The following is a 23,478-nucleotide window of genomic DNA, read 5'->3' on the forward strand; positions in this document are numbered from 1 at the left end:
TTACGTCAACATCTCAGCGACCCGACCGAGATGCGCACCAACGAAGAGGCAATCGGACGATGACGACCACCGCGGCACCCCCGCCCGCACTGCGCGCCCCCCGGCGCCGGCGGCGCACTCGAATCGATGATCGCGGCTGGCTGTTCGTCGCTCCCTTCGCGATCGTCTTCGCACTGGTGTTCCTCGCGCCGCTCGTGTACTCGGTGTACCTCAGCCTCTTCCGCGACCAGCTCGTCGGCGGCAACGCGTTCGTCGGTCTCGCGAACTACATCGCCGCCTTCAACGACCCGAAGTTCTGGGACGGCCTGGGCCGCGTCTCGATCTTCCTCGTCGTGCAGGTGCCGATCATGCTCCTGCTCGCCCTGGCGGCCGCGCTCGCGATCGACAGCGCGCGCCTCCACGCCGCGGGCTTCTACCGCATCGTCATCTTCCTGCCGTACGCCGTCCCCGCCGTCGTCGCGGTCCTCATGTGGGGCTACATCTACGGCGACCAGTTCGGCCTCACGCGCAACCTCAACGACCTGCTCGGCGGCACGTTCGTCCAGCCGTTCGTCCCCGAATGGATGCTGCTGTCGATCGGCAACATCGTCACGTGGCAGTTCGTCGGCTACAACATGCTGATCTTCTACTCGTCGCTGAAGACGATTCCCGGCGAGCTGTACGAAGCGGCATCCATCGACGGTGCCGGCGCCTGGCGCACGATCTTCTCGATCAAGATCCCGGCCGTGCGCGGCGCGGTCGTGATCGCCACGATCTTCTCGATCATCGGCAGCTTCCAGCTGTTCAACGAGCCGAACATCCTCAAGCCCCTGGCCCCGAACACGATCACGACGTTCTTCACGCCGAACATGTACGCGTACAACCTGTCGTTCGCGGGTCAGCAGTACAACTACGCGGCCACGGTCGCGATCATCATGGGCGTCATCACCGCCGTCATCGCCTACGTCGTGCAGCTGCGCGGCTCTCGTCAGGAGGCGCGATGACCACCGCGACCGCTCCCCGCACCGACACCGTGGCCGTGACCACGTCCCGCTCGCGATCGCGCCGCGGCTTCGCCCGCACGTCGCCGACGCAGAGCAAGAAGTCGGTCGTCCTCACCATCGTCATGGCGCTGTACCTCGTGTACACGCTCGTGCCGCTGTTCTGGCTCGTCATCAACGCGACGAAGACGCAGCCCGACCTGTTCACGACCTTCGGCCTCGGTCCGGGCAACACCTTCGCCCTGTTCGACAACATCGCGCAGACGCTCACCTACCGCGACGGCATCTTCCTGCGCTGGCTCGGCAACACGCTGCTCTACGTCGTCGTCGGTGCGGGCGGCGCGACGCTGCTCGCCACCCTCGCGGGGTACGGTCTCGCCAAGTACAACTTCCGCGGCCGCAAGGCGGTGTTCGCCGTCGTGCTCGGCGCGATCGCCGTCCCCGGCACGGCCCTCGCCGTGCCCACCTTCCTGCTGTTCAGCCAGCTGGGTCTCACGAACACCCCGTGGGCAATCATCATCCCGTCGCTCATCAGCCCCTTCGGCCTGTACCTCATCTGGGTGTACGCGACGGATGCCATCCCCACCGAGCTGCTCGAGGCGGCGCGCATGGACGGTGCCGGCGAGTTCCGGACGTTCTTCACGATCTCGATCCGCCTGCTGACCCCCGGCATCGTGACCGTGCTGCTGTTCGCCGTCGTCGCGACGTGGAACAACTACTTCCTGCCGCTCATCATGCTGAGCGACCCGGCCTGGTACCCCCTCACGGTCGGCCTCAACCAGTGGAACGCGCAGGCCACCGGCGTCGGCGCCCAGCCGATCTACAACCTCGTGATCACGGGAGCCCTGCTCTCGCTGATCCCGATCGTCGCCGCCTTCCTCGTCCTGCAGCGCTTCTGGCAGTCCGGCCTCAGCGCCGGAAGCGTCAAGCAGTGACCCTCGACTCCCTCCCGAACCCGGAGCGTCCTGCCCCGGAAACCGCATCACCCATCCACAACAACGAAGTGAAGGAATCCCGATGACATTCATGCGCAAGGGCACCGCCGCCCGGCGGGCCGTGTTCGCCGTGGCAGCGACCGCGCTCACGGTGGGCGCACTGACCGCCTGCTCCGGCGGCGGCGCGGGCGGCGGCAGCAACGGCGGCAGCGCCGACGACATCGAGAAGGCGCTCCAGGAGGGCGGCGAGATCACGTACTGGTCGTGGACGCCCTCGGCCGAGGCGCAGGTCGCGGCCTTCCAGAAGAAGTACCCCAACGTGAAGGTCAACCTCGTCAACGCGGGCACCAACACCGAGGAGTACACCAAGCTCCAGAACGCGATCAAGGCCGGCTCGGGCGCCCCCGATGTCGTGCAGATCGAGTACTATGCCTTCCCGCAGTTCGCGCTGTCGGACTCGCTGCTGGACCTCGCCCCGTACGGCTTCGGCGACCTGGAGAGCGCGTACAGCGCCGGCCCCTGGAGCTCGGTCGACTTCGACGGCAAGATCTACGGCCTCCCGCAGGACTCGGGCCCCATGGCTCTCTTCTACAACAAGTCGGTCTTCGACCAGTACGGCATCGCCGTCCCCACCACGTGGGACGAGTACTACGCCGCGGCGCAGAAGCTGCACGCGGCCGACCCGACGAAGTACATCACCGCCGACACCGGCGACTCCGGCTTCACCACCAGCATGATCTGGCAGGCCGGCGGCACCCCCTTCAAGGCCGACGGCACGAACGTGACGATCGACCTGCAGGATGCCGGCTCGAAGAAGTTCGCCGAGAACTGGAACCGCCTCATCGACGGCGGCCTGCTGTCGGACACCCCGAGCTGGAGCGACGAGTGGTTCAAGGGCCTCGGTGACGGGTCGATCGCCTCGCTCGTGATCGGCGCCTGGATGCCGGGTGTCCTCGAGTCGTCCGTGAAGGACGGCGCGGGCAAGTGGGCCGTCGCCCCGATCCCGACGTACGACGGCAAGCCGGCCACGGCCGAGAACGGCGGCGGTGGCCAGGCCGTGACCAAGCAGAGCAAGAACCCTGCTCTGGCCGCGGGCTTCCTCAAGTGGCTGAACAACGACGACGAGAGCCTGAAGATCTTCGCGGAGTCGGGCGGCTTCCCCTCGACCACGGCGCAGCTGAGCGACCCGTCGTTCGTCGACCAGAAGTCGGACTACTTCGGCGGCCAGCAGATCAACCAGGTCCTGACGCAGGCGTCGAGCGACGTCGTGAAGGGCTGGAGCTACCTCCCCTTCCAGGTCTACGCCAACAGCATCTACGGCGACACCGTGGGCCAGGCCTACGCCACGAAGGGCGACCTGAACAAGGGTCTCTCGACCTGGCAGGACCAGCTCGTGCAGTACGGCAACGACCAGGGCTTCACGGTCAACAAGTAAGTCGATGAACCGGGGGCGGGCCGCAGTTCGAGCGGCCCGCCCCTTTCCTTCCCTTCCCGCTCCAGGAGAGCCCGCATGACCTCCCCCACCCGCATCTCGCTCGACCCGCGTCGGCCCGGCCCCGAGGTGCCCCGCCGCCTGTTCGGAACGTTCGTCGAGCACATGGGCCGCTGCGTGTACGACGGCATCCATTCGCCCGGACACGCCACCGCCGACGCGGCGGGCTTCCGCTCCGACGTGCTCGCCCTCGTGCGCGAGCTGGGGGCGACCGTGGTGCGCTACCCCGGGGGCAACTTCGTCTCGGGCTACCGCTGGGAGGACGGCGTCGGGCCGCGCGAGGATCGTCCGGTGCGACTGGATGCCGCGTGGCACAGCACCGAGACCAACCAGGTGGGTCTGCACGAATTCGCCGACTGGGCGGATGCCGCGGGCCTCGAGGTCATGGAGGCGGTGAACCTCGGCACGCGCGGCGTCGCCGAAGCCGCCGATCTGCTCGAGTACGCGAACCACCCGTCCGGTACCGCGCTGAGCGACCGCCGCCGCGCGAACGGGCGCGACGAACCGTTCGGCATCCGCCTGTGGTGTCTCGGCAACGAGATGGACGGCCCGTGGCAGATCGGGCACAAGACCGCCGACGAGTACGGACGCCTCGCCGCCGAGACCGCGCGCATGATGCGGTTCATCGACCCGACGGTCGAGCTCGTCGCCGCCGGCAGCTCCAACCACGAGATGCCCACGTTCGGCGACTGGGAGCGCACGGTGCTGCGGCACACCGCCGGCCTCGTCGACCACATCTCGGTGCACGCGTACTACGAAGAAGACCCGTCCGACCCGGCGAGCTTCCTGGCCAGTGGCGCCGCGCTCGACCGCTACATCGGCGAGGTCGTCGACATCATCGACGAGGTCGACGCCCGGACGCCCGACGGTGCGCCCGTGGGCATCAGCGTCGACGAGTGGAACGTCTGGAACCAGACGCGCTGGAACGAGGTCGACAAGCCCCGCGTCTTCACGGGCGACTGGCCGATCGCGCCCCGCCTCATCGAGGACGACTACACCGTGACCGACGCCGTCGTCGTGGGCTCGCTGCTCATCACCCTGCTGCGCCGCGCCGACCGTGTCTCGATGGCGAACCTCGCGCAGCTCGTCAACGTCATCGCCCCGATCCGCACCGAGCCCGACGGTGGACCCGCGTGGCGGCAGACGACGTTCCATCCGTTCCGCCTGACGGCCGAGGCCGCGACCGGACGCGTCGTCCCCGTCGACGTGCGCGGCGCCCGTATCTCCACGGCCCGCCACGGCGAGGTCGACGCGGTGGACGCGATCGCCACCGTCGACGACGACACCGCCCACGTCTTCCTCGCCCACCGCTCGCTCGACGCGGCGAGCGAGGTCGAACTGGACCTCGGGGCCGTGGCATCCGCCGACGCCGTCGTCATCACCATCCCCGAGGGCGGCGACCGGAACAGCACCAACTCGGCCGACGCCGAGCCCGTCGCACCGGCGGACCTGCCGGTCGCGGTGGTCGATGGCATCCTGCGCTTCACCCTTCCCCCGCTCGCGTGGGCCCGCGTGCGGGTCCAGCTGGCCTCCTGACCCGAGAGAGAACGTGACCACCTTCACCATCGGCGAGACCGACTTCCTCCTGGACGGCGACCCCTTCCAGGTCATCTCCGGAACGCTGCACTACTTCCGCATCCACCCCGAGCACTGGGCCGACCGCATCCGCACGGCCAAGGCGATGGGGCTCAACACCATCGAGACGTACGTCGCGTGGAACGCGCACGAGCCGGTGCGCGGGGAATGGGATGCCACGGGCTGGAACGACCTCGGACGCTTCCTCGACCTCGTCGCCGCCGAGGGTCTGCACGCGATCGTGCGCCCGGGCCCGTACATCTGCGCCGAATGGCACAACGGCGGTCTGCCGGTGTGGCTCACGTCGATGCCGGGCATCGGCCTGCGCCGCTCGGAGCCGCAGTACCTCGCGGCCGTCACGGAGTACCTCGAGCGCGTGTACGAGATCGTCGTCCCGCGGCAGATCGACCGCGGCGGCAACGTCGTGCTGGTCCAGATCGAGAACGAATACGGCGCCTACGGCTCCGACAAGGACTACCTGCGCGAGCTCGTGCGCGTCACGCGCGACGCCGGGATCACCGTGCCGCTCACGACCGTCGACCAGCCCATGCCCTGGATGCTCGAGAACGGCAGCCTCCCCGAGCTGCACCTCACCGGCTCGTTCGGCTCCCGCTCCGCCGAGCGCCTCGAGACCCTGCGCGAGCACCAGCCGACCGGTCCGCTCATGTGCTCGGAGTTCTGGGACGGCTGGTTCGACTGGTGGGGCAGCATCCACCACACCACCGACCCCGCGGCCTCCGCCCACGACCTCGACGTGCTGCTCGCGGCGGGCGCGTCGGTGAACATCTACATGGTGCACGGCGGCACGAACTTCGGCACCACGAACGGGTCGAACGACAAGGGCCGCTTCGACCCGATCGTCACGTCGTACGACTACGACGCGCCGATCGATGAGGCCGGGCACCCGACCGCGAAGTTCCACGCCTTCCGGGACGTCATCGCGAAGTACGCGCCCGTGCCCGACCTCGAGCCCTCGCCGCGGCCGGATGCGCCGGTGTTCGACGTGGCGCTCTCGGGAGAGGGCGACTGGATGCCGGCATCCACGGGTTCCGAGCCGACGTTCGACCCACAGACCTTCGAACAGCTCGGACACCTCGGGGCCCTCGTGCGGTACGACGTCGACCTGCCCGCGAACGCTCCCGCCGTGCTCGCGTTCGGCGAAGTGCGCGACCTCGCGTGGGTGCACGTCGACGGCGTGTTCGTCGGTCGTCTGTCCCGCACGCTGCACGAGCGCGCGCTCGCGATCCCCGCGGGGGCGACGCTCACGGTGCTCGTCGAGGACCAGGGTCGCGTGAACTACGGCCACCGCCTCGGCGAGGAGAAGGGCCTGATCGGCGGCGCGACCCTCGACGGCGCCCCGCTCACCGGCTGGACCGCGACGCCGATCGACCTCGCGTCGGCCGCGGGCACCGGCTCCGGCACGCTCGGCCGCGCGCTCCTCCGTGGCACGTTCGAGCTCGACGCGCCCGCCGACCTCTTCCTCGACACCACGGCGTGGGGGAAGGGCTTCGCGTTCGTGAACGGCTTCTTCCTCGGCCGGTATTGGCGCAACGTCCCGCAGGAGACGCTGTACGTCCCGGCGCCGGTGCTGCGCGCGGGCACGAACGAGATCGTCGTGCTCGAGCTCGAGCAGGCCGTTGCGCCGGTCGCACGCTTCGTCGCGCAACCGTCGTTGGGGCAGCTCGAGGAGTAGGACCGGCGCTGTGCGGGGCGCCGTCAGCGGGCGCTCTCGCGCACGGTCAGCGTCGCGGGAACCGTCTCGGCGACCGGCCCGGCACCCTCGATCGCAGCGACGAGGGCCGCGACGGCGCGGGCGCCGAGAGCGTCGAAATCCTGCCGCACCGTGGTGAGCGGGGGGCGGTACTCCGCGGCATCCACGATGTCGTCGAATCCCACGACCGCGACGTCCTCCGGGACGCGTCGGCCGGCGTCGGCGAAGGCGCGCAGCGCACCGAGCGCCATCTGGTCGTTCGCGACGAAGACCGCAGTCGCGTCGGTCAGGCACGAGACGGCGGCATGACCGGATGCCGAGGTCCAATCGCCGCGCACGAGCTCGGGCACGCGCCGCCCGGCGTCGGCGAGCGCGGCGCGCCAGCCGCGTTCGCGCTCGGCCGCGGCGAAGGAGCGCGCGGGACCGGCGACGTGGTGAACCGTGTCGTGGCCGAGGGCGAGGAGGTGCTCCACGGCCGCGCGGGCGCCGCCGGCGTGGTCGGTCTGGACGATCGAGAACCGCGGGTCGGGCGGCGAATCGACGACGACGAGGTGCAGGTCGCCGGGCGGATCGACGTCGCGCGCGAGCTCGGTCGCCTCGTTCAGCACCACGGCACCGTCGACGCCCTGCGAGCGCAGGCGGGCGAAGGCGTCCCGGATGCCGCGCTCCCCCACCGTGACCACCGCGAGGGCGTAGTCGCGCGCGGCGGCCGCTTCGGAGATCGCCTGCAGCATGCGGGAGTTGCCGACCGAGGCGAGCGTCGAGACGACGAGTCCGATCGTCGAGGTCTGGCCCGTGCGCAGCGCGCGAGCGGCGCGGTGCATGCGGTAGCCGAGGTCACCCATCGCCTTCTCGACACGGGCGCGAGTGGCGGGATCGACGCGCGGACTGCCGTTCGCCACGCGCGAGACCGTCTGCGCCGACACGCCGGCCGCCGCGGCCACATCGGCCATCGATATAGGCATCGAACCCCCTCGTGTTGACGATATCACGCCCGGTCTGTAGCGTGTTATCGTGAACACGCTCAGCCCCACCGCGGTGGCTCTCGGCGCCGGAGTCGTCAAGCGCTCCACGCGTCTCGCCGACGGCCGCGAACTGATCTACTTCGACGACGCCGACACGACGCTCGGCCCGGAGCGCGCGATCGACGCGCGCACCCTCGACCCCCGCCCTGTGACCGCGACGATGCGGCAGGACGTGCTGACGGGCGACTGGATCACCGTGGCATCCAATCGCCAAAACCGGGCGTTCCTTCCTCCCGCGCACCTCGACCCGCTCGCCCCGCAGACGGCGACGAACCCGTCCGAGGTGCCGTCGCGCTACGACGTCGCGGTGTTCGAGAACAAGTCGCCGTCGTTCGGTCCGGCGCTCGACGTCGTCCACGGAGACGCCCCGGCCGCCGTCGACCCGCCGCGCGGCGACGACGACCTGGAGCATCTCGGCCTCGGGCGTACACGCACGTCCGTCGGACGCTGCGAGGTCGTGTGCTTCAGCCCCGAGCACGAGGGGTCGTTCGGCTCGCTGTCGCGCACCCGCGCACGCACCGTCATCGAGGCCTGGGCCGACCGTACGGCGGCGCTGTCGGCGCTTCCCGGCATCCGGCAGGTGTTCCCGTTCGAGAACCGCGGGCAGGAGATCGGCGTCACCCTCCCCCACCCGCACGGCCAGATCTACGCCTACCCCTACGTCACCCCGCGCACGCAGCGCCTGCTCGACACCGTCTCGCGCACGTCGCCCGATCTGTTCGCGCGCATCCTGGAGTTCGAGGCATCCGGTCCCCGCGTGGTCCTGCGGGGCGAGCACTGGACCGCGTTCGTCCCCTTCGCGGCACGCTGGCCGATCGAGGTGCACGTGCTGCCGCACCGCCACGTCGCCGACCTCGCCGAGACGACGGATGCCGAGCGCGACGAGCTCGCCCCGTTCTACCTGCGGCTGCTGCGCGGCATCGACGCGCTGTACGAAACCCCCACGCCGTACATCGCCGCGTGGCACCAGGCCCCCGTGGGCCGTGCGCGCGACAGCGTGCGACTCAACCTGCAGATCACGTCGCCGCGCCGCGCCGCCGACAAGCTGAAGTACCTCGCCGGATCCGAGGCCGCCATGGGCGCCTGGATCGGCGACATCACCCCCGAGTCGCAGGCCGAACGCCTGCGCGCCGCCCTCGACACCGTTCCGGAGGTGACGGCATGACCGCCGTCGACGACGCCCGCGCCCTGCTCGCCACCCTGACCGACGCCCCCGCCGTGGGCGTGTGGTCGGCCCCCGGACGCGCCAACCTCATCGGCGAGCACACGGACTACAACGAGGGGTTCGTCCTCCCGTTCGCCATCGCGCAGCGCACTGCCGCCGCCGTCGCGCTGCGCGACGACGACGTGATCCGCGTCCGCTCGACCTTCGCCGACGACGCCGTCGAGGTGTCGCTGGCCGAGCTCGACGCCCGCATCGCCGCCGGCGGGCTCGACTGGGCCGGGTACCCGCTGGGCGTGGCGTGGGCGCTGCGCGCCGAGGTCCCGGATGCCGTGACCCGCGGCGTCGACATCGCCCTGGCGTCCGCGGTGCCGGTGGGTGCCGGCCTGTCGTCGTCTGCCGCGATCGAGGGAGCCGTGGCCTCCGCCCTCAACGATGTCTGGGGAACCGGTCTCGACAAGGTCGCACTCGCCCGCGTGGGCCGGACGGCCGAGAACGACGCGGTCGGCGCCCCGACCGGGATCATGGACCAGATGGCATCCATGCTCGGTGTGACCGACGCGGCGACGTTCCTCGACTGCCGGACGCTGCAGACGCGGCCGGTGCCGCTCGGGTTCGCCGAGACGGGCCTCGAGATCCTCGTCGTCGACACCCTCGTCGAGCACGCTCACGCGTCGGGCGGGTACCGCGAGCGTCGCGCCTCGTGCGAGAAGGGCGCCGCCGCGTTCGACGTTCGGGCGCTCCGCGACCTCACCGTCGACGACCTGCCCCGCGCGCGGGAGATCCTCGACGACGTGACCTTCCGCCGCGTGCGGCACATCGTGACCGAGAACCAGCGCGTGCTCGACACCGTCGCGGCCCTCGACCTCGCGGGTCCGAGCGCGATCGGCGACCTGCTCACCGCCTCGCACGCGTCGATGCGCGACGACTTCGAGATCTCGGTGCCCGAGCTCGACCTCGCCGTCGAGACGACGCTGGCCGCGGGCGCCCTCGGCGCACGGATGACCGGCGGCGGCTTCGGGGGCGCGGCGATCGCGCTGATCCCGGCGGAGCTCGTGCCGGCGGCGACGGACGCCGTGTACGCCGCCTTCGCGGCATCCGGTTTCCGCACTCCGAACGTGTTCACGGTGACGCCGTCGGAGGGCGCACGCCGCGACGCGTGACGCCGCCGGAGGGCGCACGCCGCGACGCGTGACGCCGTCGGAGGGCGCACGCCGCGACGCGTGACGCCGGCGGCCGCGCGGGCGCGCGGCGCTACGCCGAGCCGGTGATGCTGTACCGAGGGCGCGCGGGCGCGTAGCGTGCGGGGCATGGAATCGGATGCCGCGGTCCTCGCGTGGCTGCACGACAGCGACCCCGCGCTGCGGTGGAAGGTCGAGCGCGACCTGCTCGATGCGCCCGCGGCGCGATGGGAGGAGACCCGCGCCCGGGTGGCGCGCGAGGGCTTCGGCGCGCAGCTGCTCGCCCGGCAGGATCCCGACGGGCAGTGGGCCGGCGGCGCACATTTCCCCGCCGACTTCCGCGGCGATGAGCCGCAACCGTGGACGGCGACGTCGTGGTCGCTGATGTCGCTGCGCGAATGGGGCGTGGATGCCACCGCCCTCCGCCCCGACACGGCCGGGCTTCTCGAGCGCAACGCGCGCTGGGAGTATGAGGATCTGCCGTTCTGGGACGGCGAAGTGGATGCCTGCATCAATGCGTTCACCCTCGCGAACGGCGCGTGGCTCGGGGCGGAGGTCACCGGCATCCGGGACTGGTTCGTCACCCATCGTCTGCCCGACGGCGGCTGGAACTGCGAGTGGGTGGAGGGGTCGACGCGGTCGTCGTTCCACTCGACCCTGAACTCGGTGATCGGGATCCTCGACGACGAGCGGCGCACGGGCGGGGCCCCGGCCCTGCACGACGCGAGGCGCGCAGCCGAGGAGTACCTGCTCGAACGGCGGCTGCTGTACCGCCTCTCCACCGGCGAGGAGCACCCGTGGGCGGACCATCTCGGGTATCCGTTCCGGTGGCGCTACAGCGCGCTTCGCGCCCTCGACCACTTCCGCGCGGCCTCCCGACACGACGGAACGGCTCCCGATCCGCGCCTCGCCGACGCGATCGAGCGGGTGCGCGCGACCCGCGACCCCGACGGCACGTGGCACCAGGCGTACCCGCCCCAGGGCCGCGAGTGGTTCCCGGTCGACGTGCCGGCCGGCGAGCCGTCGCGGTGGCTGACGTTCTTCGCGCTGCGCGTCCTGCGGTGGTGGGACGAGGCGTAGGGGCGCGGCGTGCCGCACATACTCGGGGCAGCTCCGGCATAAACGCTCGCGCTCGGCAGAAACGCTCGGGCGCGGCGTTTCTGCCGAGCCGGGGCGTTTATGGCGCAGGGGTGTCGCGAAACATCGGCGCCGCGTGCGCCAGGATGGGGCGATGGATGCCACAGCCCGCGTCGTCGCCACCACCCGGGGCGGCGTGCGCGGCTTCACGCGCGGCGGAACGGCGGTGTTCCTCGGCATCCCGTTCGCGCAGGCGCCGGTCGGAGCCCTGCGGTTCGCCGCCCCGGAGCCCGTCGCGCCGTGGGAGGGCGAGCTCGACGCGACGGCCTACGGCCCGACGGCTCAGCGCGGCGACACGGGCATCACGCTCATTCCCGAACCCAGCGTGCCGGGCGACGCCACGCTGAACATCAACGTCTTCGCGCCGGCGGACGCGACTCCGGATGCCACCCTCCCGGTGCTCGTGTGGATACACGGCGGCGGCTTCGTCTCGGGGTCCCCCGCGAGCCGCTGGTACGACGGCGACGCGTTCGCGCGCGACGGCGTGGTGACGGTCACCCTCTCGTACCGGCTCGGGTTCGACGGCTTCGGCGCGATCGACGGCGCCCCGTCCAACCGCGGACTCCGCGACCAGATCGCCGCCCTGGAGTGGGTGCGCGACGAGATTCGCGCGTTCGGCGGCGACCCCGCGCGCGTGACGCTCGCGGGGCAGTCCGCGGGCGGCGGGTCGGTGCTCGCGCTGCTGGCGTCGCCCGCGGCATCCGGTCTCTTCGCCCGCGCGATGGCGCTGTCCCCCGCGGTGGGTGCCGTCGCCGCGCCGGCCGCGCGTCGATTCGCCGAGCGGCTCGCGGCCCTCGCCGGCGTGCGGCCCGACCGGGACGGCTTCGCCACCCTCCCCGAGGAACGGCTGCTCGACCTGCAGCGGCGGGCGCAGCAGCCCGAGCGAAGGGCGCGGCTCGCGGGGCTGACCGCGCTGCTCGACGACGGACTGCCACTCGGGCCGGTCATCGACGGCGACGTGCTCCCTCGGTCGCCGCTCGAGGCACTCGCGGACGGGGTCTCGGCGGGAATCCCCCTCGTCGTCGGCTCCACGGACGACGAGTTCACGATGATCACCGCGCGCACCCGGCGTCTGCTAGATCTGGCGCCCGTGCCGCTCGCCCTCGCGCTCCTCGGCCTCGGACGCTCGCGGCGCCGCGCCTACCTCGCCCGGTCACGCCGCCGGGGCGGAGCCGCGCGACTCGGTGGCTACGTCTCGGACCGCGTCATCCGTTCGGTCGTGCTGCGCACCGCCCGGGCGCGGGCATCCGCCCCGACCTGGGTGTACCGGTTCGCGTGGGCCTCGCCCTCGATCGGATACGCGTGCCACTGCCTCGACGTGCCGTTCTGGTTCGACCACCTCGACGCCGACGGCGTCTGCACGATCGCGGGAGACGCTCCGCCCGCCGACCTCGCCGCCACGATGCACACCGCCGCGGTCCACTTCGTCCGCGACGGCGATCCGGGATGGCCCGCCTGGGATGCCACGGCCCGCCGCGCGCGCGTGTTCGGCGCTCCGGCATCCATCCCGTCCGTCGAACCCGACGCCTACGCCGACGTCGCGCCGCTGGTCCCCCCACCCCAAGCGTGAGGGGTCAATTTCTGTCGCTTCCAGCGCGCCGAGGCGACAGTTCTTGACCCCTCACGCGTACGTCACAGCGCCGGAACCACCTCGCGCTCGAACAGCGTGATGCCGGAGGTGTCGTACGCGGCCTCGGGGAAGTAGTGGATGGCGTAGCCGAGGCCGTGCTCGGCGCGGGCACGGAGTCGCTCGACGATCTGCTCGGGGGTACCGAACGCGTCGGATGCGCGGTAGTCGGCCTCGATGGCATCCGCCCGCTCGTCGCCCACGTGGGGCCGGAGACGCGCCACGACCGCAGCGAGACGCTCGTCGGCCTCGGCTTCGGTGGGCGCGATGATCGTGTTGAAGTTCGTCGAGCGCGTGATCTCGCCGAAGTCGCGACCGAGCGTCTCGCAGTGGTCGCGCAGCACGGCCGACTTGTGGTCGAACTCGTCGAGCGAGCCGCCGAAGTTCGTGTACGAGGCATATTTCGCCGCGACCTTGAGCGTCACCTTCTCGCCGCCACCGGCGATCCAGAGCGGGATGCCACCGGGCTGCAGCGGCTGCGGCTGAACGATCGCCCCGTCGACCTCGTAGTACTTCCCGGCGAGGGTCGCCGAGCCCGTGGTCCAGGCCTGGTGCATGATCTCGACGCCCTCGCGGAGCCGTCCGAGGCGCTCGGCGATCGGCGGGAACCCGTAGCCGTAGGCGCGCCACTCGTGCTCGTACCAGCCGCCGCCGATGCCCATCTCGGCACGACCGCCCGAGATGAGGTCGACGGTCGCGGCGACCTTCGCGAGGTACGCCGGGTTGCGGTAGCCCATGCACGTGCACATCTGCCCGAGCCGGACGCGGTCGGTGACCGCGGCGAACGCGGCCATCAGCGTCCACGCCTCGTGCGTCGCCTCGGCGCTCGGCACCGGCGTCGTGTGGAAGTGGTCGTACACCCAGATGGAAGACCAGGGACCCTCGTCAGCGCTCTGCGCGAGCGAACTCATCGCCCGCCATTGCTCGGCGGGGTCGATGCCCACCAGATCGAAACGCCAGCCCTGCGGGACGAAGATGCCGAATTCCATGGGCTTCACCTTAGAGCCGCGGTCCGACATCCGCGCGGGCTTGCGCTCGATCCGCGCCGCGTCGAGCAGCCCACGCAGCGCCCCGCCTCAGCCGCGGAACGCCGCGAGACGCTCCTTCATCACGGCGACGGCGTCGGCGTTGTCGTCGATCAGGACGCTGTGGCGCCCCAACGGCGCCGCGACGGCGCCGAGCGTGCCACTGCCGGCGAACATGTCGAGCACCCGATCACCGGGACGACTGGATGCCTGGACCATCCGCCGCAGCACCCCCTCGGGCTTCTGCGTCGGGTAGCCCGTCTTCTCGCGGCCCGTGGTCGGCACGATCGTGTGCCACCAGACGTCCGTCGGGAGCTTCCCGCGCGCCGCCTTCTCGGGGGTCACGAGGCCGGGAGCCATGTACGGCTCGCGGTCCACGGCATCCGAGTCGAAGAAGTACGCGGACGGGTTCTTCACGTACACGAGGATCGTCTCGTGCTTCGTCGGCCAGCGGCGCCGCGTCTTCGCGCCGTAGTCGTACGCCCAGATGAGCTCGTTGAGGAACCGCTCGCGCCCGAACAGCGCGTCGCACATGACCTTGGCGTAGTGCACCTCGCGGTAGTCGAGGTGCAGGTACAGCGTGCCGTCGTCGGCGAGCAGCCGCCACGCCTCCTCGAGGCGCGGCTCGAGGAACGCCCAGTAGTCGTCGAAGCGGTCGTCGTAGGTGCGTAGGTCGCCGCGCAGCCGCGCATAGTCGCGCCCGTGGAATCCGCGCTGCACGACCGGCGCCGGAGCGGGTTCCTCCTCGTCAGGAAAGACGAGCATCGCCGGGTCGTGCGGGGGTTCGGATGCCAGGACGAGCGGTTCTTCGGCATCCGGAGCCTCTTCCGCGGGCGGCGTCCACCGCGCCGACTCGACGGCCTTCGAGCGCGTGCGGCCCGTGTTGAACGGCGGGTCGAGATAGACGAGCGTGAACGAGCCGTCGGGGAGGCCGGGCGTGATCGCGAGGTTGTCGGCGTGGTGGATCTCGACGCTGCCGTGGTCGAGGACGCCGTCCAGGGTCGTGCCGCTCACGGAACGCGCTGAAGCCACGCGTCGGTGGCGAACTTCGAGGCGACGAGCGCCTCCGCCTCGGCATATTCCTCTTTGGTGATATGTCCGGTGGTTGCGCCGTACAGCGTCGTGAAGGTGTCGATGAAGCGCTGGATCACGGCATCCCGGGGAAGGCCGGTCTGGCTCCGCAGCGGGTCGACGCGCTTCGCGGCCGACACCGTGCCCTTGTCACTGAGCTTCTCGCGGCCGATGCGGAGCACCTCGGTGAGCACCTGGCCGTCCATGTCGTAGCTGAGGGTCGCGTGGTGCAGGACGCCGCCGTTGGCGAGGCGCTTCTGCGCGGCCCCGCCGATCTTGCCGTGGGGACCGGCGATGTCGTTGAGCGGCTGGTAGACCGCGTCGATGCCGAGCGAGCGCAGCGCCTGCAGCACCCAGTCGTCGAGGAACGCGTAGGAGTCGGCGAACGTCATACCCGCCACGAGCGACGCCGGGACGTACAGCGAGTACGTGACGATCGAGTTGGCAGCCATGAGCATCGCGCCGCCGCCGGAGATGCGGCGGACGACGTCGAAGCCGTACTTTGCGGCCCCTTCGGGGTCGACCTCGTTGCGCAGCGACTGGAACGACCCGATCACGACGGCGTTCTCGTTCCACTCCCACAGGCGCAGCGTGGGCTTCCGCAGGCCCGCGCCGACCCGCGCGGTGAGCACCTCGTCGAGCGCGAGGTTCATGCGGGGCGAGACGGGAGCGTCGTGCACGACCTCCCACTCGAAGTCACCCCAGCCGGGGGCGGTGACGAGCGCGCGACGGATCGCCGTGGCCACCGACTCGGGTGTGAAGCCGAGCAGCTGCGCACCCTCGGGCAGCGCCGCGCGGATCGCGGCCGCGATCGTCGGGACGTCCGACTCGACCGGCAGACCGTTCACGGCCGCGTCGATGTCGTCCAACGCGTCATCGGGCTCGAGGAAGAAGTCGCCCGCGAGGTGGAAGCCGGCGATCCGGCCGTCGCGCTCCTCGAGGTCGACGACGACCAGCTTCCCGCCGGGGACCTTGTACTCGCCGTGCATGCTTCCAGCCTACGGCGCGCAGCCGGGCGTCCCGCCCGTCGTCGCGGCGACCGGCGATGCGCCCACATGACGTTCAGTCGCGCCGGGGGAACCGCGGATCCAGCCAGGCGGTGAGGTCGGCGCGGACCTCGGCCTGCGCCGCTTCGTTGAAGATCTCGTGGCGCGCACCGGGGTAGACGAGCGTCGTGACGTCGGTGAAGCCGGAGCGGTTCCGGTAGGCGTCGGCGAGACGGTGCACGCTGCGCGGGCCGCCGACGGTGTCGTCGCGGCCGACCAGGAGGAGCGTGGGGATGTCGTGCCCGAGATTCCGTCGCGGGCGACCGATCAGCTTCGCGGTCTCGATCGGGCCGAACAGCCGCAGCAGCGGCGTCGAGGTCGTCAGCGGATCGGCGAGGAAGTCGCGCCCGACCTGCTCGACGCTCGACAGCCACTCCAGGCCGGTGCCTTTGAGGTGCTTCCACGGCGCATTGAGGTCGCCGGAGTTCAGGGCACCGGGCCAGCGGAGCGCGGAGCCGCTCAGGACCAGGGCGTCATAGGCATCCGGATGCCGATCCACCAGCATCTGCGCGAGGAACGAGCCCCAGGAGTGGCCGAGGAGGACGAGCGGCAGGTCGGGGTGCTTCTCGCGGATGATCTGGGTCAGAGTCCAGACGGCGTCGCGGGCGGCGCCGAGCCCGCCGGGACCGAGGCGTCCGAGCTTGCCGTGGTCGCCGTCCCACTGCCGCAGGCCCGTGCGGCCGTGCCCGCGGTGGTCGTCGGCGAAGACGGTGTAGCCGTCGGCGACGAGGGCGTCGATCAGGGCGCCGTAGCGCCCGGCGTGCTCGCCGACGCCGTGCAGGAGCTGGACGACCGCGCGCGGCGACTCCGCCTCGTGGACGTCGTAGACCGTGGAGATGCCATAGGCGTCGACGAACTCGGGCATGCGCCGAGTCTAGGGGCGGGATCGCGGCCGGAGAACGACCGATCGAACCGTTAGCAAGACTAATGAGCTATGCTAATTAACGAGCATCATGAACGAACGCGTCGACGAATCCCCCCGATCCGGCCCGCGTGATGAGCTCCTCAGCCCGACCTCCGAGCTGAGGATGGCCACTTTCCGCCTCGCCCGTCGCCTGCGCGCCCAGCGCGCGGTCGACACCATGAGCGACGGGCAGTTCGCGGTGCTCGCGGCGCTCTCGATCCACGGCGAGCACACGCTCGGCCAGCTCGCGGATCGCGAGCGCGTGACCGCTCCCTCGATGAACCGCACGGTGTCGCTCCTCGAGGAGGCGGGCTACCTCACGCGCACCCCCGACGACGACGACCGCCGCAGGGTGACGATCGCACTGACGGATGCCGGGCGCCTCGTCGTCGCCGAGACCGTGCGGCGCCGCGACGCCTGGCTCGAGGAGGCCCTCGCCGCGCTGACCGCCGAGGAACGGAAAACCCTGGCCGCCGCGGCCGAGATCATGCGAAAGGTGGCAGACACATGAGTGCGATGTTCCGCTCGTTCTCGGTCTACAACTATCGCGTCTGGTTCATCGGCGCCCTGGTGTCGAACATCGGCGCCTGGATGCAGTCGACGGCGCAGAACTGGGTCGTCCTCACCGAGCTGACCCCCAACGACGCCGCCGCGATGGGCGTGACCATGGCGCTGCAGTTCGCGCCGCCCCTGCTGCTCGTCGGAGTCACCGGGTGGGTGGCCGACCGGTTCGACCGTCGCAAGCTCATCATGTGCACGCAGAGCGCGATGCTGCTCATGGCCATCACGCTCGGCATCCTGCTGCTCACCGGCGTGATGACGCTGCCGCTCATGTTCGTGTTCGCGCTCGCCCTGGGCGTCATCACGGCGTTCGACAACCCCGCGCGGCAGGCATTCGTGTCCGACCTGGTCGCGAAGGAGAACGCGTCGAACGCCGTCGCCCTCAACGCGGCATCCTTCAACACCGCGCGCCTGATCGGTCCCGCCGTCGCCGGGATCATGATCGTCGTGGTCGGCACCGGGTGGGTGTTCCTCGCCAACGCGCTCACGTTCGTCGGCATGCTCGGAGCCCTGGCCCTCATGCGCCCGCACGAGTTGGTCCGCCACCACCGCGGCGCCGGCCCCTCGCGTCTCGCGGACGGCTTCCGCTACGTCGCGAAGCGGCCCGACCTCGTCGTGACCTTCGCGATGGTGTTCCTGCTCGGGGCGTTCGGCATGAACTTCCCGATCTTCGCGTCCACCATGGCGCTCGAATTCGGTCGCGGCGCCGACGGCTTCGGGCTGCTGAGCTCGTTCGTCGCGATCGGGTCCCTCGCCGGGGCGCTGCTCGCCGCCCGCCGCGAGCGCGCCCGCATGCGGGTCGTGATCCTCGGCGCCGGCGGTTTCGCCGTGGCATCCACTCTCTCGGTTCTCGCGCCCAGCTACGAGACCTACGCCGCGACGCTGGTGCTGACGGGCTTCTGCGTCGTGACGACGCTCACCACGGCCAACGGTTACGTGCAGACGACGACCGACCCCGCCCTGCGCGGCCGCGTGCTGGCGCTGTACATGGCGATCCTCCTGGGCGGCACACCCATCGGCGCCCCGATCGTGGGATGGGTGGCCGAGGCGTTCGGTCCGCGTTTCGCGATCGGCCTCGCGGCGATCGTGGCGTTCCTCGCGTGCGGCATCGGCGTCGCCTGGACGATGGCGAGCGGTCGCGTGCACAAGCACGAGACGAAGCGGTTCCGCCTGACGCTCGACGAGACGCGTCCGATCACCACGATCGCCGTGGAGCCCGAGGACTTCAGCGACGAGGTCGCGGGCACGACGCCGATTCCGCTCCCCTCGGACCGGTCCCCGGCGGTGCGACCCGCACCGCACGCGCGGCCGTCGGCCTGAGCGGGGGCCGCCGCCCCACGCGCGACCGTCGGCCTGAGCGGGGGCCCGACCACCCCGCGCCGGCGCCGCGACCCCGCGTCACACGTAGAAGCCGTGCGCCTCGAGCACGGCCACCGCGGCATCGCGGCCGGAGACCTGCAGCTTCGCGTAGATCGAGCGCAGCTGCGACTTGACGGTGTTCGGTGATACGTCGAGTTCCTCCGCGATCTGCGGCAGGCTGCGCGGACCCCGCAGCGAGAGCGCGAGACGCTCCTCCCGCGGACTGAGGTTGGGCAGCGGAGGGCGGTGATCGTGCGTGGGCACGAGCTCGAGCATCGCGGCCAGACGCTCGGCCGCCTCCGCCGAGGCGGGGTGCTGCTCGGCGAGCCGCTCAAGCAGCATCAGGACATCGGCCTGCGGAAGCGTGAGATACGGCGTCAGCGATCCCCCGAGGGACTCCGAGAGGTGGAACCCTTCCGAGAAGGCGGCGTCGGCGGCCTGATCGTTGCCGAGCCGCACGTGGGCCACGGCGCGGCGGAGGAGGAGCGGCGTCAGCGTGCGGACGCAGTGCTGCGTCCCCATGCGGAGGCACGGGTCGGTGGTCTCGAGCACCTCGCGTTCGTGCCCGAGGGCGATGAGCGCCGCCGCACGCTGCATGTCGAAGCACAGGGCGTGCCCCGGCGGCGACACACGCCCCTCGAGCACGGCGAGAGCCCGGCGCGGTTCGCCGCGCGAGAGCAGCAGGTCGGCGTACACGCCCTGCGCGAATCCCCGCACCATGGCGTGACCGGACGACGCCTCGGTCCCCCCGGCCAGGGTCGCGACGAGCACGATGCCCTCGGAGTAGTCCCGACGGACGAGCGCGCACATCGCCTCGGCAGCCCGCGCGGTGTACTGCCAGAACGGGTCGTTCGGGGCTCCTTCGCGCAGCTCCATCGCCGTGGCCGCCAGGGCCTCGGCATCCAGTGCGGCGGACGAGACCAGGATCCGTGCCAGCAGCACCGCGTAGTCAGGGAAGACCGCGTCCCATCCGGACGTGGATGCCAGCTCCTCGCACACCGCGAGACTCGCCCCGGCCAGGCGGTACTCGCCGTTGATCGCCGCCGCCAGGGCGCGCACGGCGTGGGCGCGGTAGAGCGTCACCGCGTCGTCCGCGTACGTGATCGCGGTCGCGGCGTACTCGCCGGCGCGCCGGGAGGATCCGGATGCCGCGTACACCTCGGCGACCGCGGAGAACAGGGTGGAGCGCGTGGCGGCGGCGAGCCGAGCGGGGGCGCGCAACCGACCGTCCACGAAGTGCGCGTCGATCAGCCGGAGCCCGTCGTCGATGTGGTCGACGCGGGATCGCGCGATCAGGAGCGCCTCGAGCGCCTGGGCACTGGCATCCACCCAGGCCCTGGGCGCGGGGCCCGCTTCCACGTCGGCCAGAAAACGCAGATCGAGGATGTCGGGCGCAGGCGCGATCGGCAACGCCCCCCTGACGACCCGCGCCCCCACGGCCTTGACGTTCAGTATCGGGGAGGTCTCGGACACCGTTCGCTCCTCATTCCCCGATGCTAAGACACCGCTGCGCTCCGCGGCCTAAGGAACCTCTCACGATTGCTTCCCCATCGGCCATTTCGCTAGATAAGCTAGCGATATGAACGAACGCATGGCTGGGCGCCGCTGGGCGGGGCTCGTCTTCATCAGCATCGCCGTGTCGCTGATCATCGTGGACTCCACGATCGTCAACGTCGCCGTGCCCTCGATCGTGGAAGATCTCGGCATCTCCTCCACCGAGGTGCAGTGGGTACAGGAGGCGTACACCCTCGTCTTCGCGTCGCTGCTCCTCGTGTTCGGCAGCCTCGCCGACCGTTTCGGCAGGCGCCGGCTCATGCTCATCGGCGTCGTCGTCTTCGGCGTGGCGTCGATCGCCGCCGCGCTCGCGCCGAGCGGCGGGCTGCTCATCCTCGCCCGACTCGTGCAGGGCGTCGGCGGGTCGATGATCCTGCCGACGACGCTGTCGCTCATCAACGCGACCTTCCGCGGACGCGAGCGCGGCATCGCCTTCGCCGTGTGGGGCTCCACGATCGGCGGCATGGCGGCCGTGGGTCCCCTCCTCGGCGGCTGGCTGACCACCTCGTTCTCGTGGCGGTGGGCGTTCGGGATCAACATCCCCCTCGGTATCCTGATCGTGATCGGCGTCCTCTTCACCGTGACCGAATCGCGCAGCGACCGGCGCGAGAGCATCGACGGCATCGGGGCGCTGCTGTCGGTGCTGACGATGGCTCCTCTCGTCTTCGGGCTCATCGAAGGTCGCACGTACGGCTGGTGGACCGCGAAGCAGGGCGCGCAGATCGGCGACTGGCAGTGGCCGCTGCCGCTCTCGCCCGTGCCGATCGCGTTCGCCGTGGCGGCAGTCGCCCTCGTGGCCTTCATCGCGTGGGGCGTGCACCGCCGGCGCGCCGACCGCTCGACGCTGCTGGCGCTGGGCCTCTTCCGCATCGCCTCGTTCCGCAACGGCAACATCGCCGCGGCCGTCGTGTCGCTCGGCGAGTTCGGCATCATCCTCGCGCTCCCCCTGTGGCTGCAGTTCGTCGTCGGCTTCGACGCGCTGCAGACCGGCCTGCTGCTGCTCGCGCTCGCGATCGGGTCGTTCGTCGCGAGCGGCGTCGCGGGCGCGCTGAGCGGCCGCATCGCGCCGGTGTGGGTCGTCCGCGCGGGCCTCCTGGGCGAGATCATCGGCGTCGCCGGCGTCGCCTTCACCATCGGACCGGATGCCACCTGGGGCCCCCTCATCCCGTTCCTGTTCGTCTACGGCATGGGCGTCGGTCTCGCCACCGCGCAGCTCACGGGCGTCGTGCTTGCCGAGGTCCCGCCCGCGGAGAGCGGCGCCGCCTCGGGCACCCAGTCCACCTCGCGGCAGCTGGGCGCAGCCCTCGGCGTCGCGATCCTCGGCACGGTGCTGTTCTCCACGACCGGGAGCGTGCTGGCATCCGCCCTCGACGACCGCGGTCTGCCCGCCGACCAGCGCGACCAGGTCGTGTCGCAGGTCGTCGACAGCGCCGGCGCCGCGATCGTGGGACTCGAGCAGGCACCGCAGACGCAGGACCTCGCCTCCGACGCGAAGGCGGCGTTCAGCGACGGCACCCGCGCGGCGGCGTTCACCGCGGCCGGCTTCCTCGCCCTGGGTCTGCTCTCCACGCTCACGCTCGGCGCGGCCGCGAGCGCCCGGAGTTCGCGCGAGGAGGCTGCGTAACGGCGGTGGATGCGGCACAACCTCAGCGATCCGCGCTGACTCAGTGGCATCCACAGGATCCGGACTGACATTGCGCGAGTCGCCGACGCTGCACTCGCGCGGCGGCCGGCGGCCCGCGCCGGCACAACCTCAGCGATCCGCGCTGAGTCAGTGGCATCCGGGGGATTCGGACTGAGGGTGTGCGAATCACTGAGCCCCCGCACGCCGCCGGCGACCGGCGGCCCGCAGGGGCTCAGACCGACCCCCGCGTCAGACGCGCGCGTCGGCCCCGTCGGCCACCGGCACGAGACGCGTGAGCTGCGTGACGTGGCGGGGCTCGAGTTCGGCGAGCGACGAGACCCCGAGCAGCGCCATCGTGCGCTCGATCTCGCTGCGGAGGATCGCGATCGTCCGGTCGACGCCCTGGCGTCCGCCGGCCATCAGCCCGTAGAGGTACGCGCGCCCGATGAGCGTGAACTTCGCCCCCAGGGCGATGGATGCCACGATGTCGGCGCCGTTCATGATGCCGGTGTCGACCATGACCGTGGCGTCCTTGCCGACCTCGCGCACGACGTGCGGCAGGAGCCGGAAGGGGATCGGCGCGCGGTCGAGCTGGCGGCCGCCGTGGTTCGACAGGACGATGCCGTCGACGCCGAGGTCGACGAGGCGAGCGGCGTCGGCGACGTTCTGCACGCCCTTCACGACGAGCTTGCCCGGCCACATGCCCCGGATGATGTCGAGGTCGTCATAGCTGATCGTCGGGTCCATCGCGGCGTTCAGCAACTCGCCGACGGTGCCACCGGTCGTGCTGAGCGACGCGAACTCGAGCTTCGGGGTGGTGAGGAAGTCGTACCACCACCACGGACGCGGGATGGCGTTCACGATCGTGCCGAGCGTGAGCTGCGGCGGAATCGAGAAGCCGTTGCGCTTGTCCCGCAGACGCGCACCGGCGATGGGGGTGTCGACCGTGAACTGGAGCGTGTCGAAGCCCGCCTTGGCGGCACGCTCGACGAGACCGTAGGAGATCTCGCGCTGCTTCATGACGTAGAGCTGGAACCAGTTGCGCCCGACCGGGTTCGCCGCCTTCACGTCCTCGATGGACGTCGTTCCGAGCGTGGAGAGCGTGAACGGGATGCCGGCGGCCGCCGCCGCGGAGGCCCCGGCGGTCTCGCCCTCGGTCTGCATCAGTCGGGTGAAACCGGTCGGGGCGATGCCGAACGGCAGGGCCGACGGGCCGCCGAGGATCTCGCACGACGTGTCGACGTTGGCCGCGGGGCGCAGGATGTCGGGGTGGAACTCGACGTCCTCGAAGGCGCGGCGCGCGCGGTCGAGCGAGAGTTCGCCCTCGGCGGCACCGTCGGTGTAGTCGAACGCGGCCTTGGGCGTCCGGCGCTTCGCGATCGTGCGCAGATCGTTGATCGTGAGCGCGGCGTCGAGGCGGCGCTTACGGGCGTCGAGTTCGGGCTTCTTGAACTGCATGAGCTCGAGGAGCTCGCCGACCTTGGGGAGCTGACGCTGCACCATGGAGTC

General features: G+C 71.1%; 19 protein-coding genes. 12 read left to right on the plus strand and 7 right to left on the minus strand.

The genetic code is table 11. The features are described from left to right. The first annotated feature begins 59 nt into the window (after window positions 1-59). The 5 genes from AVW09_RS12680 to AVW09_RS12700 all read left to right on the plus strand — a co-directional run bounded on the left by AVW09_RS12680 (window position 60) and on the right by AVW09_RS12700 (window position 6,675). Window positions 60-983 (plus strand): carbohydrate ABC transporter permease, encoded by a 924-nt coding sequence (locus AVW09_RS12680; RefSeq protein ID WP_063258413.1) that lies wholly within the window; start codon window positions 60-62, stop codon window positions 981-983. 122 nt (window positions 984-1,105) lie between these two features. After that, window positions 1,106-1,915 (plus strand): carbohydrate ABC transporter permease, encoded by an 810-nt coding sequence (locus AVW09_RS12685; protein ID WP_063258540.1) that lies wholly within the window; start codon window positions 1,106-1,108, stop codon window positions 1,913-1,915. Window positions 1,916-1,997: 82 nt separating this feature from the next. Then, window positions 1,998-3,350, plus strand: a complete 1,353-nt coding sequence (locus AVW09_RS12690) for an ABC transporter substrate-binding protein (RefSeq protein ID WP_156496097.1) — start codon at window positions 1,998-2,000, stop codon at window positions 3,348-3,350. 75 nt (window positions 3,351-3,425) lie between these two features. Beyond that, entirely contained in the window at window positions 3,426-4,943 is a 1,518-nt protein-coding gene (gene arfA, locus AVW09_RS12695) for an arabinosylfuranosidase ArfA (RefSeq protein ID WP_063258414.1), read from the plus strand. A 13-nt stretch (window positions 4,944-4,956) separates the two neighbouring features. Then, on the plus strand, window positions 4,957-6,675 hold the full coding sequence (locus AVW09_RS12700; protein WP_063258415.1) for a glycoside hydrolase family 35 protein: 1,719 nt from the start codon (window positions 4,957-4,959) through the stop codon (window positions 6,673-6,675). A gap of 23 nt (window positions 6,676-6,698) precedes the next feature. Here the strand turns inward: AVW09_RS12700 and AVW09_RS12705 are convergent, their stop codons facing one another. Further along, window positions 6,699-7,658: a LacI family DNA-binding transcriptional regulator gene (locus AVW09_RS12705; protein ID WP_156496098.1), complete on the minus strand. Its 960-nt coding sequence runs from the start codon at window positions 7,656-7,658 to the stop codon at window positions 6,699-6,701. A gap of 49 nt (window positions 7,659-7,707) precedes the next feature. Here AVW09_RS12705 and galT point away from each other — a divergent pair, with 49 nt between their 5' ends. From galT to AVW09_RS12725, 4 genes are all read left to right on the plus strand, one after another. Beyond that, complete coding sequence (galT, locus tag AVW09_RS12710) at window positions 7,708-8,883, plus strand: galactose-1-phosphate uridylyltransferase (protein WP_063258417.1); 1,176 nt, start codon at window positions 7,708-7,710, stop codon at window positions 8,881-8,883. Beyond that, the gene (gene galK, locus AVW09_RS12715) at window positions 8,880-10,043 is read left to right on the plus strand and encodes a galactokinase (RefSeq protein ID WP_063258418.1); all 1,164 of its coding nucleotides are present in this window, start codon (window positions 8,880-8,882) and stop codon (window positions 10,041-10,043) included. The genes galT and galK overlap by 4 nt, the downstream gene beginning before the upstream one ends. A 147-nt stretch (window positions 10,044-10,190) precedes the next feature. Further along, the gene (locus AVW09_RS12720; RefSeq protein WP_063258419.1) at window positions 10,191-11,141 is read left to right on the plus strand and encodes a hypothetical protein; all 951 of its coding nucleotides are present in this window, start codon (window positions 10,191-10,193) and stop codon (window positions 11,139-11,141) included. Window positions 11,142-11,292: 151 nt separating this feature from the next. Then, window positions 11,293-12,768, plus strand: coding sequence for a carboxylesterase/lipase family protein (locus AVW09_RS12725; protein WP_063258420.1), 1,476 nt, complete (start codon window positions 11,293-11,295; stop codon window positions 12,766-12,768). 62 nt (window positions 12,769-12,830) lie between these two features. Here AVW09_RS12725 and AVW09_RS12730 read toward each other — a convergent pair whose 3' ends face one another. The 4 genes from AVW09_RS12730 to AVW09_RS12745 form a co-directional block, all read right to left on the minus strand. Further along, the gene (locus tag AVW09_RS12730) at window positions 12,831-13,814 is read right to left on the minus strand and encodes an LLM class F420-dependent oxidoreductase (RefSeq protein WP_063258421.1); all 984 of its coding nucleotides are present in this window, start codon (window positions 13,812-13,814) and stop codon (window positions 12,831-12,833) included. Window positions 13,815-13,901: 87 nt separating this feature from the next. Further along, window positions 13,902-14,864, minus strand: coding sequence for a DNA-methyltransferase (locus AVW09_RS12735; RefSeq protein ID WP_063258422.1), 963 nt, complete (start codon window positions 14,862-14,864; stop codon window positions 13,902-13,904). Beyond that, complete coding sequence (locus AVW09_RS12740; protein WP_063258423.1) at window positions 14,861-15,910, minus strand: lipoate--protein ligase family protein; 1,050 nt, start codon at window positions 15,908-15,910, stop codon at window positions 14,861-14,863. Before AVW09_RS12740 ends, AVW09_RS12735 begins: the two co-directional genes overlap by 4 nt. Window positions 15,911-15,983: 73 nt before the next feature. Beyond that, window positions 15,984-16,832, minus strand: coding sequence for an alpha/beta fold hydrolase (locus AVW09_RS12745; protein WP_063258424.1), 849 nt, complete (start codon window positions 16,830-16,832; stop codon window positions 15,984-15,986). A gap of 163 nt (window positions 16,833-16,995) precedes the next feature. Here AVW09_RS12745 and AVW09_RS12750 point away from each other — a divergent pair, with 163 nt between their 5' ends. After that, complete coding sequence (locus AVW09_RS12750; RefSeq protein WP_063258542.1) at window positions 16,996-17,382, plus strand: MarR family winged helix-turn-helix transcriptional regulator; 387 nt, start codon at window positions 16,996-16,998, stop codon at window positions 17,380-17,382. After that, window positions 17,379-18,752 (plus strand): MFS transporter, encoded by a 1,374-nt coding sequence (locus AVW09_RS12755; RefSeq protein WP_063258425.1) that lies wholly within the window; start codon window positions 17,379-17,381, stop codon window positions 18,750-18,752. The genes AVW09_RS12750 and AVW09_RS12755 overlap by 4 nt, the downstream gene beginning before the upstream one ends. Before the next feature lie 78 nt (window positions 18,753-18,830). On the opposite strand, the gene AVW09_RS18015 is transcribed toward AVW09_RS12755, so the two are convergent. Beyond that, a complete protein-coding gene (locus AVW09_RS18015; protein WP_063258426.1) occupies window positions 18,831-20,264 on the minus strand; it encodes a helix-turn-helix transcriptional regulator in 1,434 nt (477 codons plus the stop codon). Between the two features lie 106 nt (window positions 20,265-20,370). Between AVW09_RS18015 and AVW09_RS12765 the strand changes: the two genes are divergently transcribed. Further along, window positions 20,371-21,969 carry a DHA2 family efflux MFS transporter permease subunit gene (locus AVW09_RS12765; RefSeq protein ID WP_231901840.1) on the plus strand — a complete coding sequence of 533 codons (1,599 nt, stop codon included), beginning with the start codon at window positions 20,371-20,373 and terminating at the stop codon, window positions 21,967-21,969. A gap of 249 nt (window positions 21,970-22,218) precedes the next feature. Here the strand turns inward: AVW09_RS12765 and AVW09_RS12770 are convergent, their stop codons facing one another. Next, window positions 22,219-23,472, minus strand: a complete 1,254-nt coding sequence (locus AVW09_RS12770; protein ID WP_063258428.1) for an alpha-hydroxy acid oxidase — start codon at window positions 23,470-23,472, stop codon at window positions 22,219-22,221. Window positions 23,473-23,478: the final 6 nt, after the last annotated feature.

The sequence above is a fragment of the Microbacterium sp. T32 genome (assembly GCF_001619615.1).
Classification (GTDB): Bacteria; Actinomycetota; Actinomycetes; order Actinomycetales; family Microbacteriaceae; genus Microbacterium.

What these genes read in the sequence shown, in the direction of transcription:
- galK (WP_063258418.1), top strand. Translation starts at nt 8,880, where the DNA reads ATGACCGCCGTCGACGACGCCCGCGCCCTGCTCGCCACCCTGACCGAC.
- AVW09_RS12720 (WP_063258419.1), top strand. Translation starts at nt 10,191, where the DNA reads ATGGAATCGGATGCCGCGGTCCTCGCGTGGCTGCACGACAGCGACCCC.
- AVW09_RS12740 (WP_063258423.1), bottom strand. Translation starts at nt 15,910, where the DNA reads ATGCACGGCGAGTACAAGGTCCCCGGCGGGAAGCTGGTCGTCGTCGAC.
- AVW09_RS12730 (WP_063258421.1), bottom strand. Translation starts at nt 13,814, where the DNA reads ATGGAATTCGGCATCTTCGTCCCGCAGGGCTGGCGTTTCGATCTGGTG.
- AVW09_RS12680 (WP_063258413.1), top strand. Translation starts at nt 60, where the DNA reads ATGACGACCACCGCGGCACCCCCGCCCGCACTGCGCGCCCCCCGGCGC.
- AVW09_RS12705 (WP_156496098.1), bottom strand. Translation starts at nt 7,658, where the DNA reads ATGCCTATATCGATGGCCGATGTGGCCGCGGCGGCCGGCGTGTCGGCG.
- AVW09_RS12685 (WP_063258540.1), top strand. Translation starts at nt 1,106, where the DNA reads ATGGCGCTGTACCTCGTGTACACGCTCGTGCCGCTGTTCTGGCTCGTC.
- AVW09_RS12745 (WP_063258424.1), bottom strand. Translation starts at nt 16,832, where the DNA reads ATGCCCGAGTTCGTCGACGCCTATGGCATCTCCACGGTCTACGACGTC.
- AVW09_RS12770 (WP_063258428.1), bottom strand. Translation starts at nt 23,472, where the DNA reads ATGGTGCAGCGTCAGCTCCCCAAGGTCGGCGAGCTCCTCGAGCTCATG.
- AVW09_RS12765 (WP_231901840.1), top strand. Translation starts at nt 20,371, where the DNA reads ATGAACGAACGCATGGCTGGGCGCCGCTGGGCGGGGCTCGTCTTCATC.
- AVW09_RS12725 (WP_063258420.1), top strand. Translation starts at nt 11,293, where the DNA reads ATGGATGCCACAGCCCGCGTCGTCGCCACCACCCGGGGCGGCGTGCGC.
- AVW09_RS12750 (WP_063258542.1), top strand. Translation starts at nt 16,996, where the DNA reads ATGGCCACTTTCCGCCTCGCCCGTCGCCTGCGCGCCCAGCGCGCGGTC.
- arfA (WP_063258414.1), top strand. Translation starts at nt 3,426, where the DNA reads ATGACCTCCCCCACCCGCATCTCGCTCGACCCGCGTCGGCCCGGCCCC.
- AVW09_RS12690 (WP_156496097.1), top strand. Translation starts at nt 1,998, where the DNA reads ATGACATTCATGCGCAAGGGCACCGCCGCCCGGCGGGCCGTGTTCGCC.
- AVW09_RS12755 (WP_063258425.1), top strand. Translation starts at nt 17,379, where the DNA reads ATGAGTGCGATGTTCCGCTCGTTCTCGGTCTACAACTATCGCGTCTGG.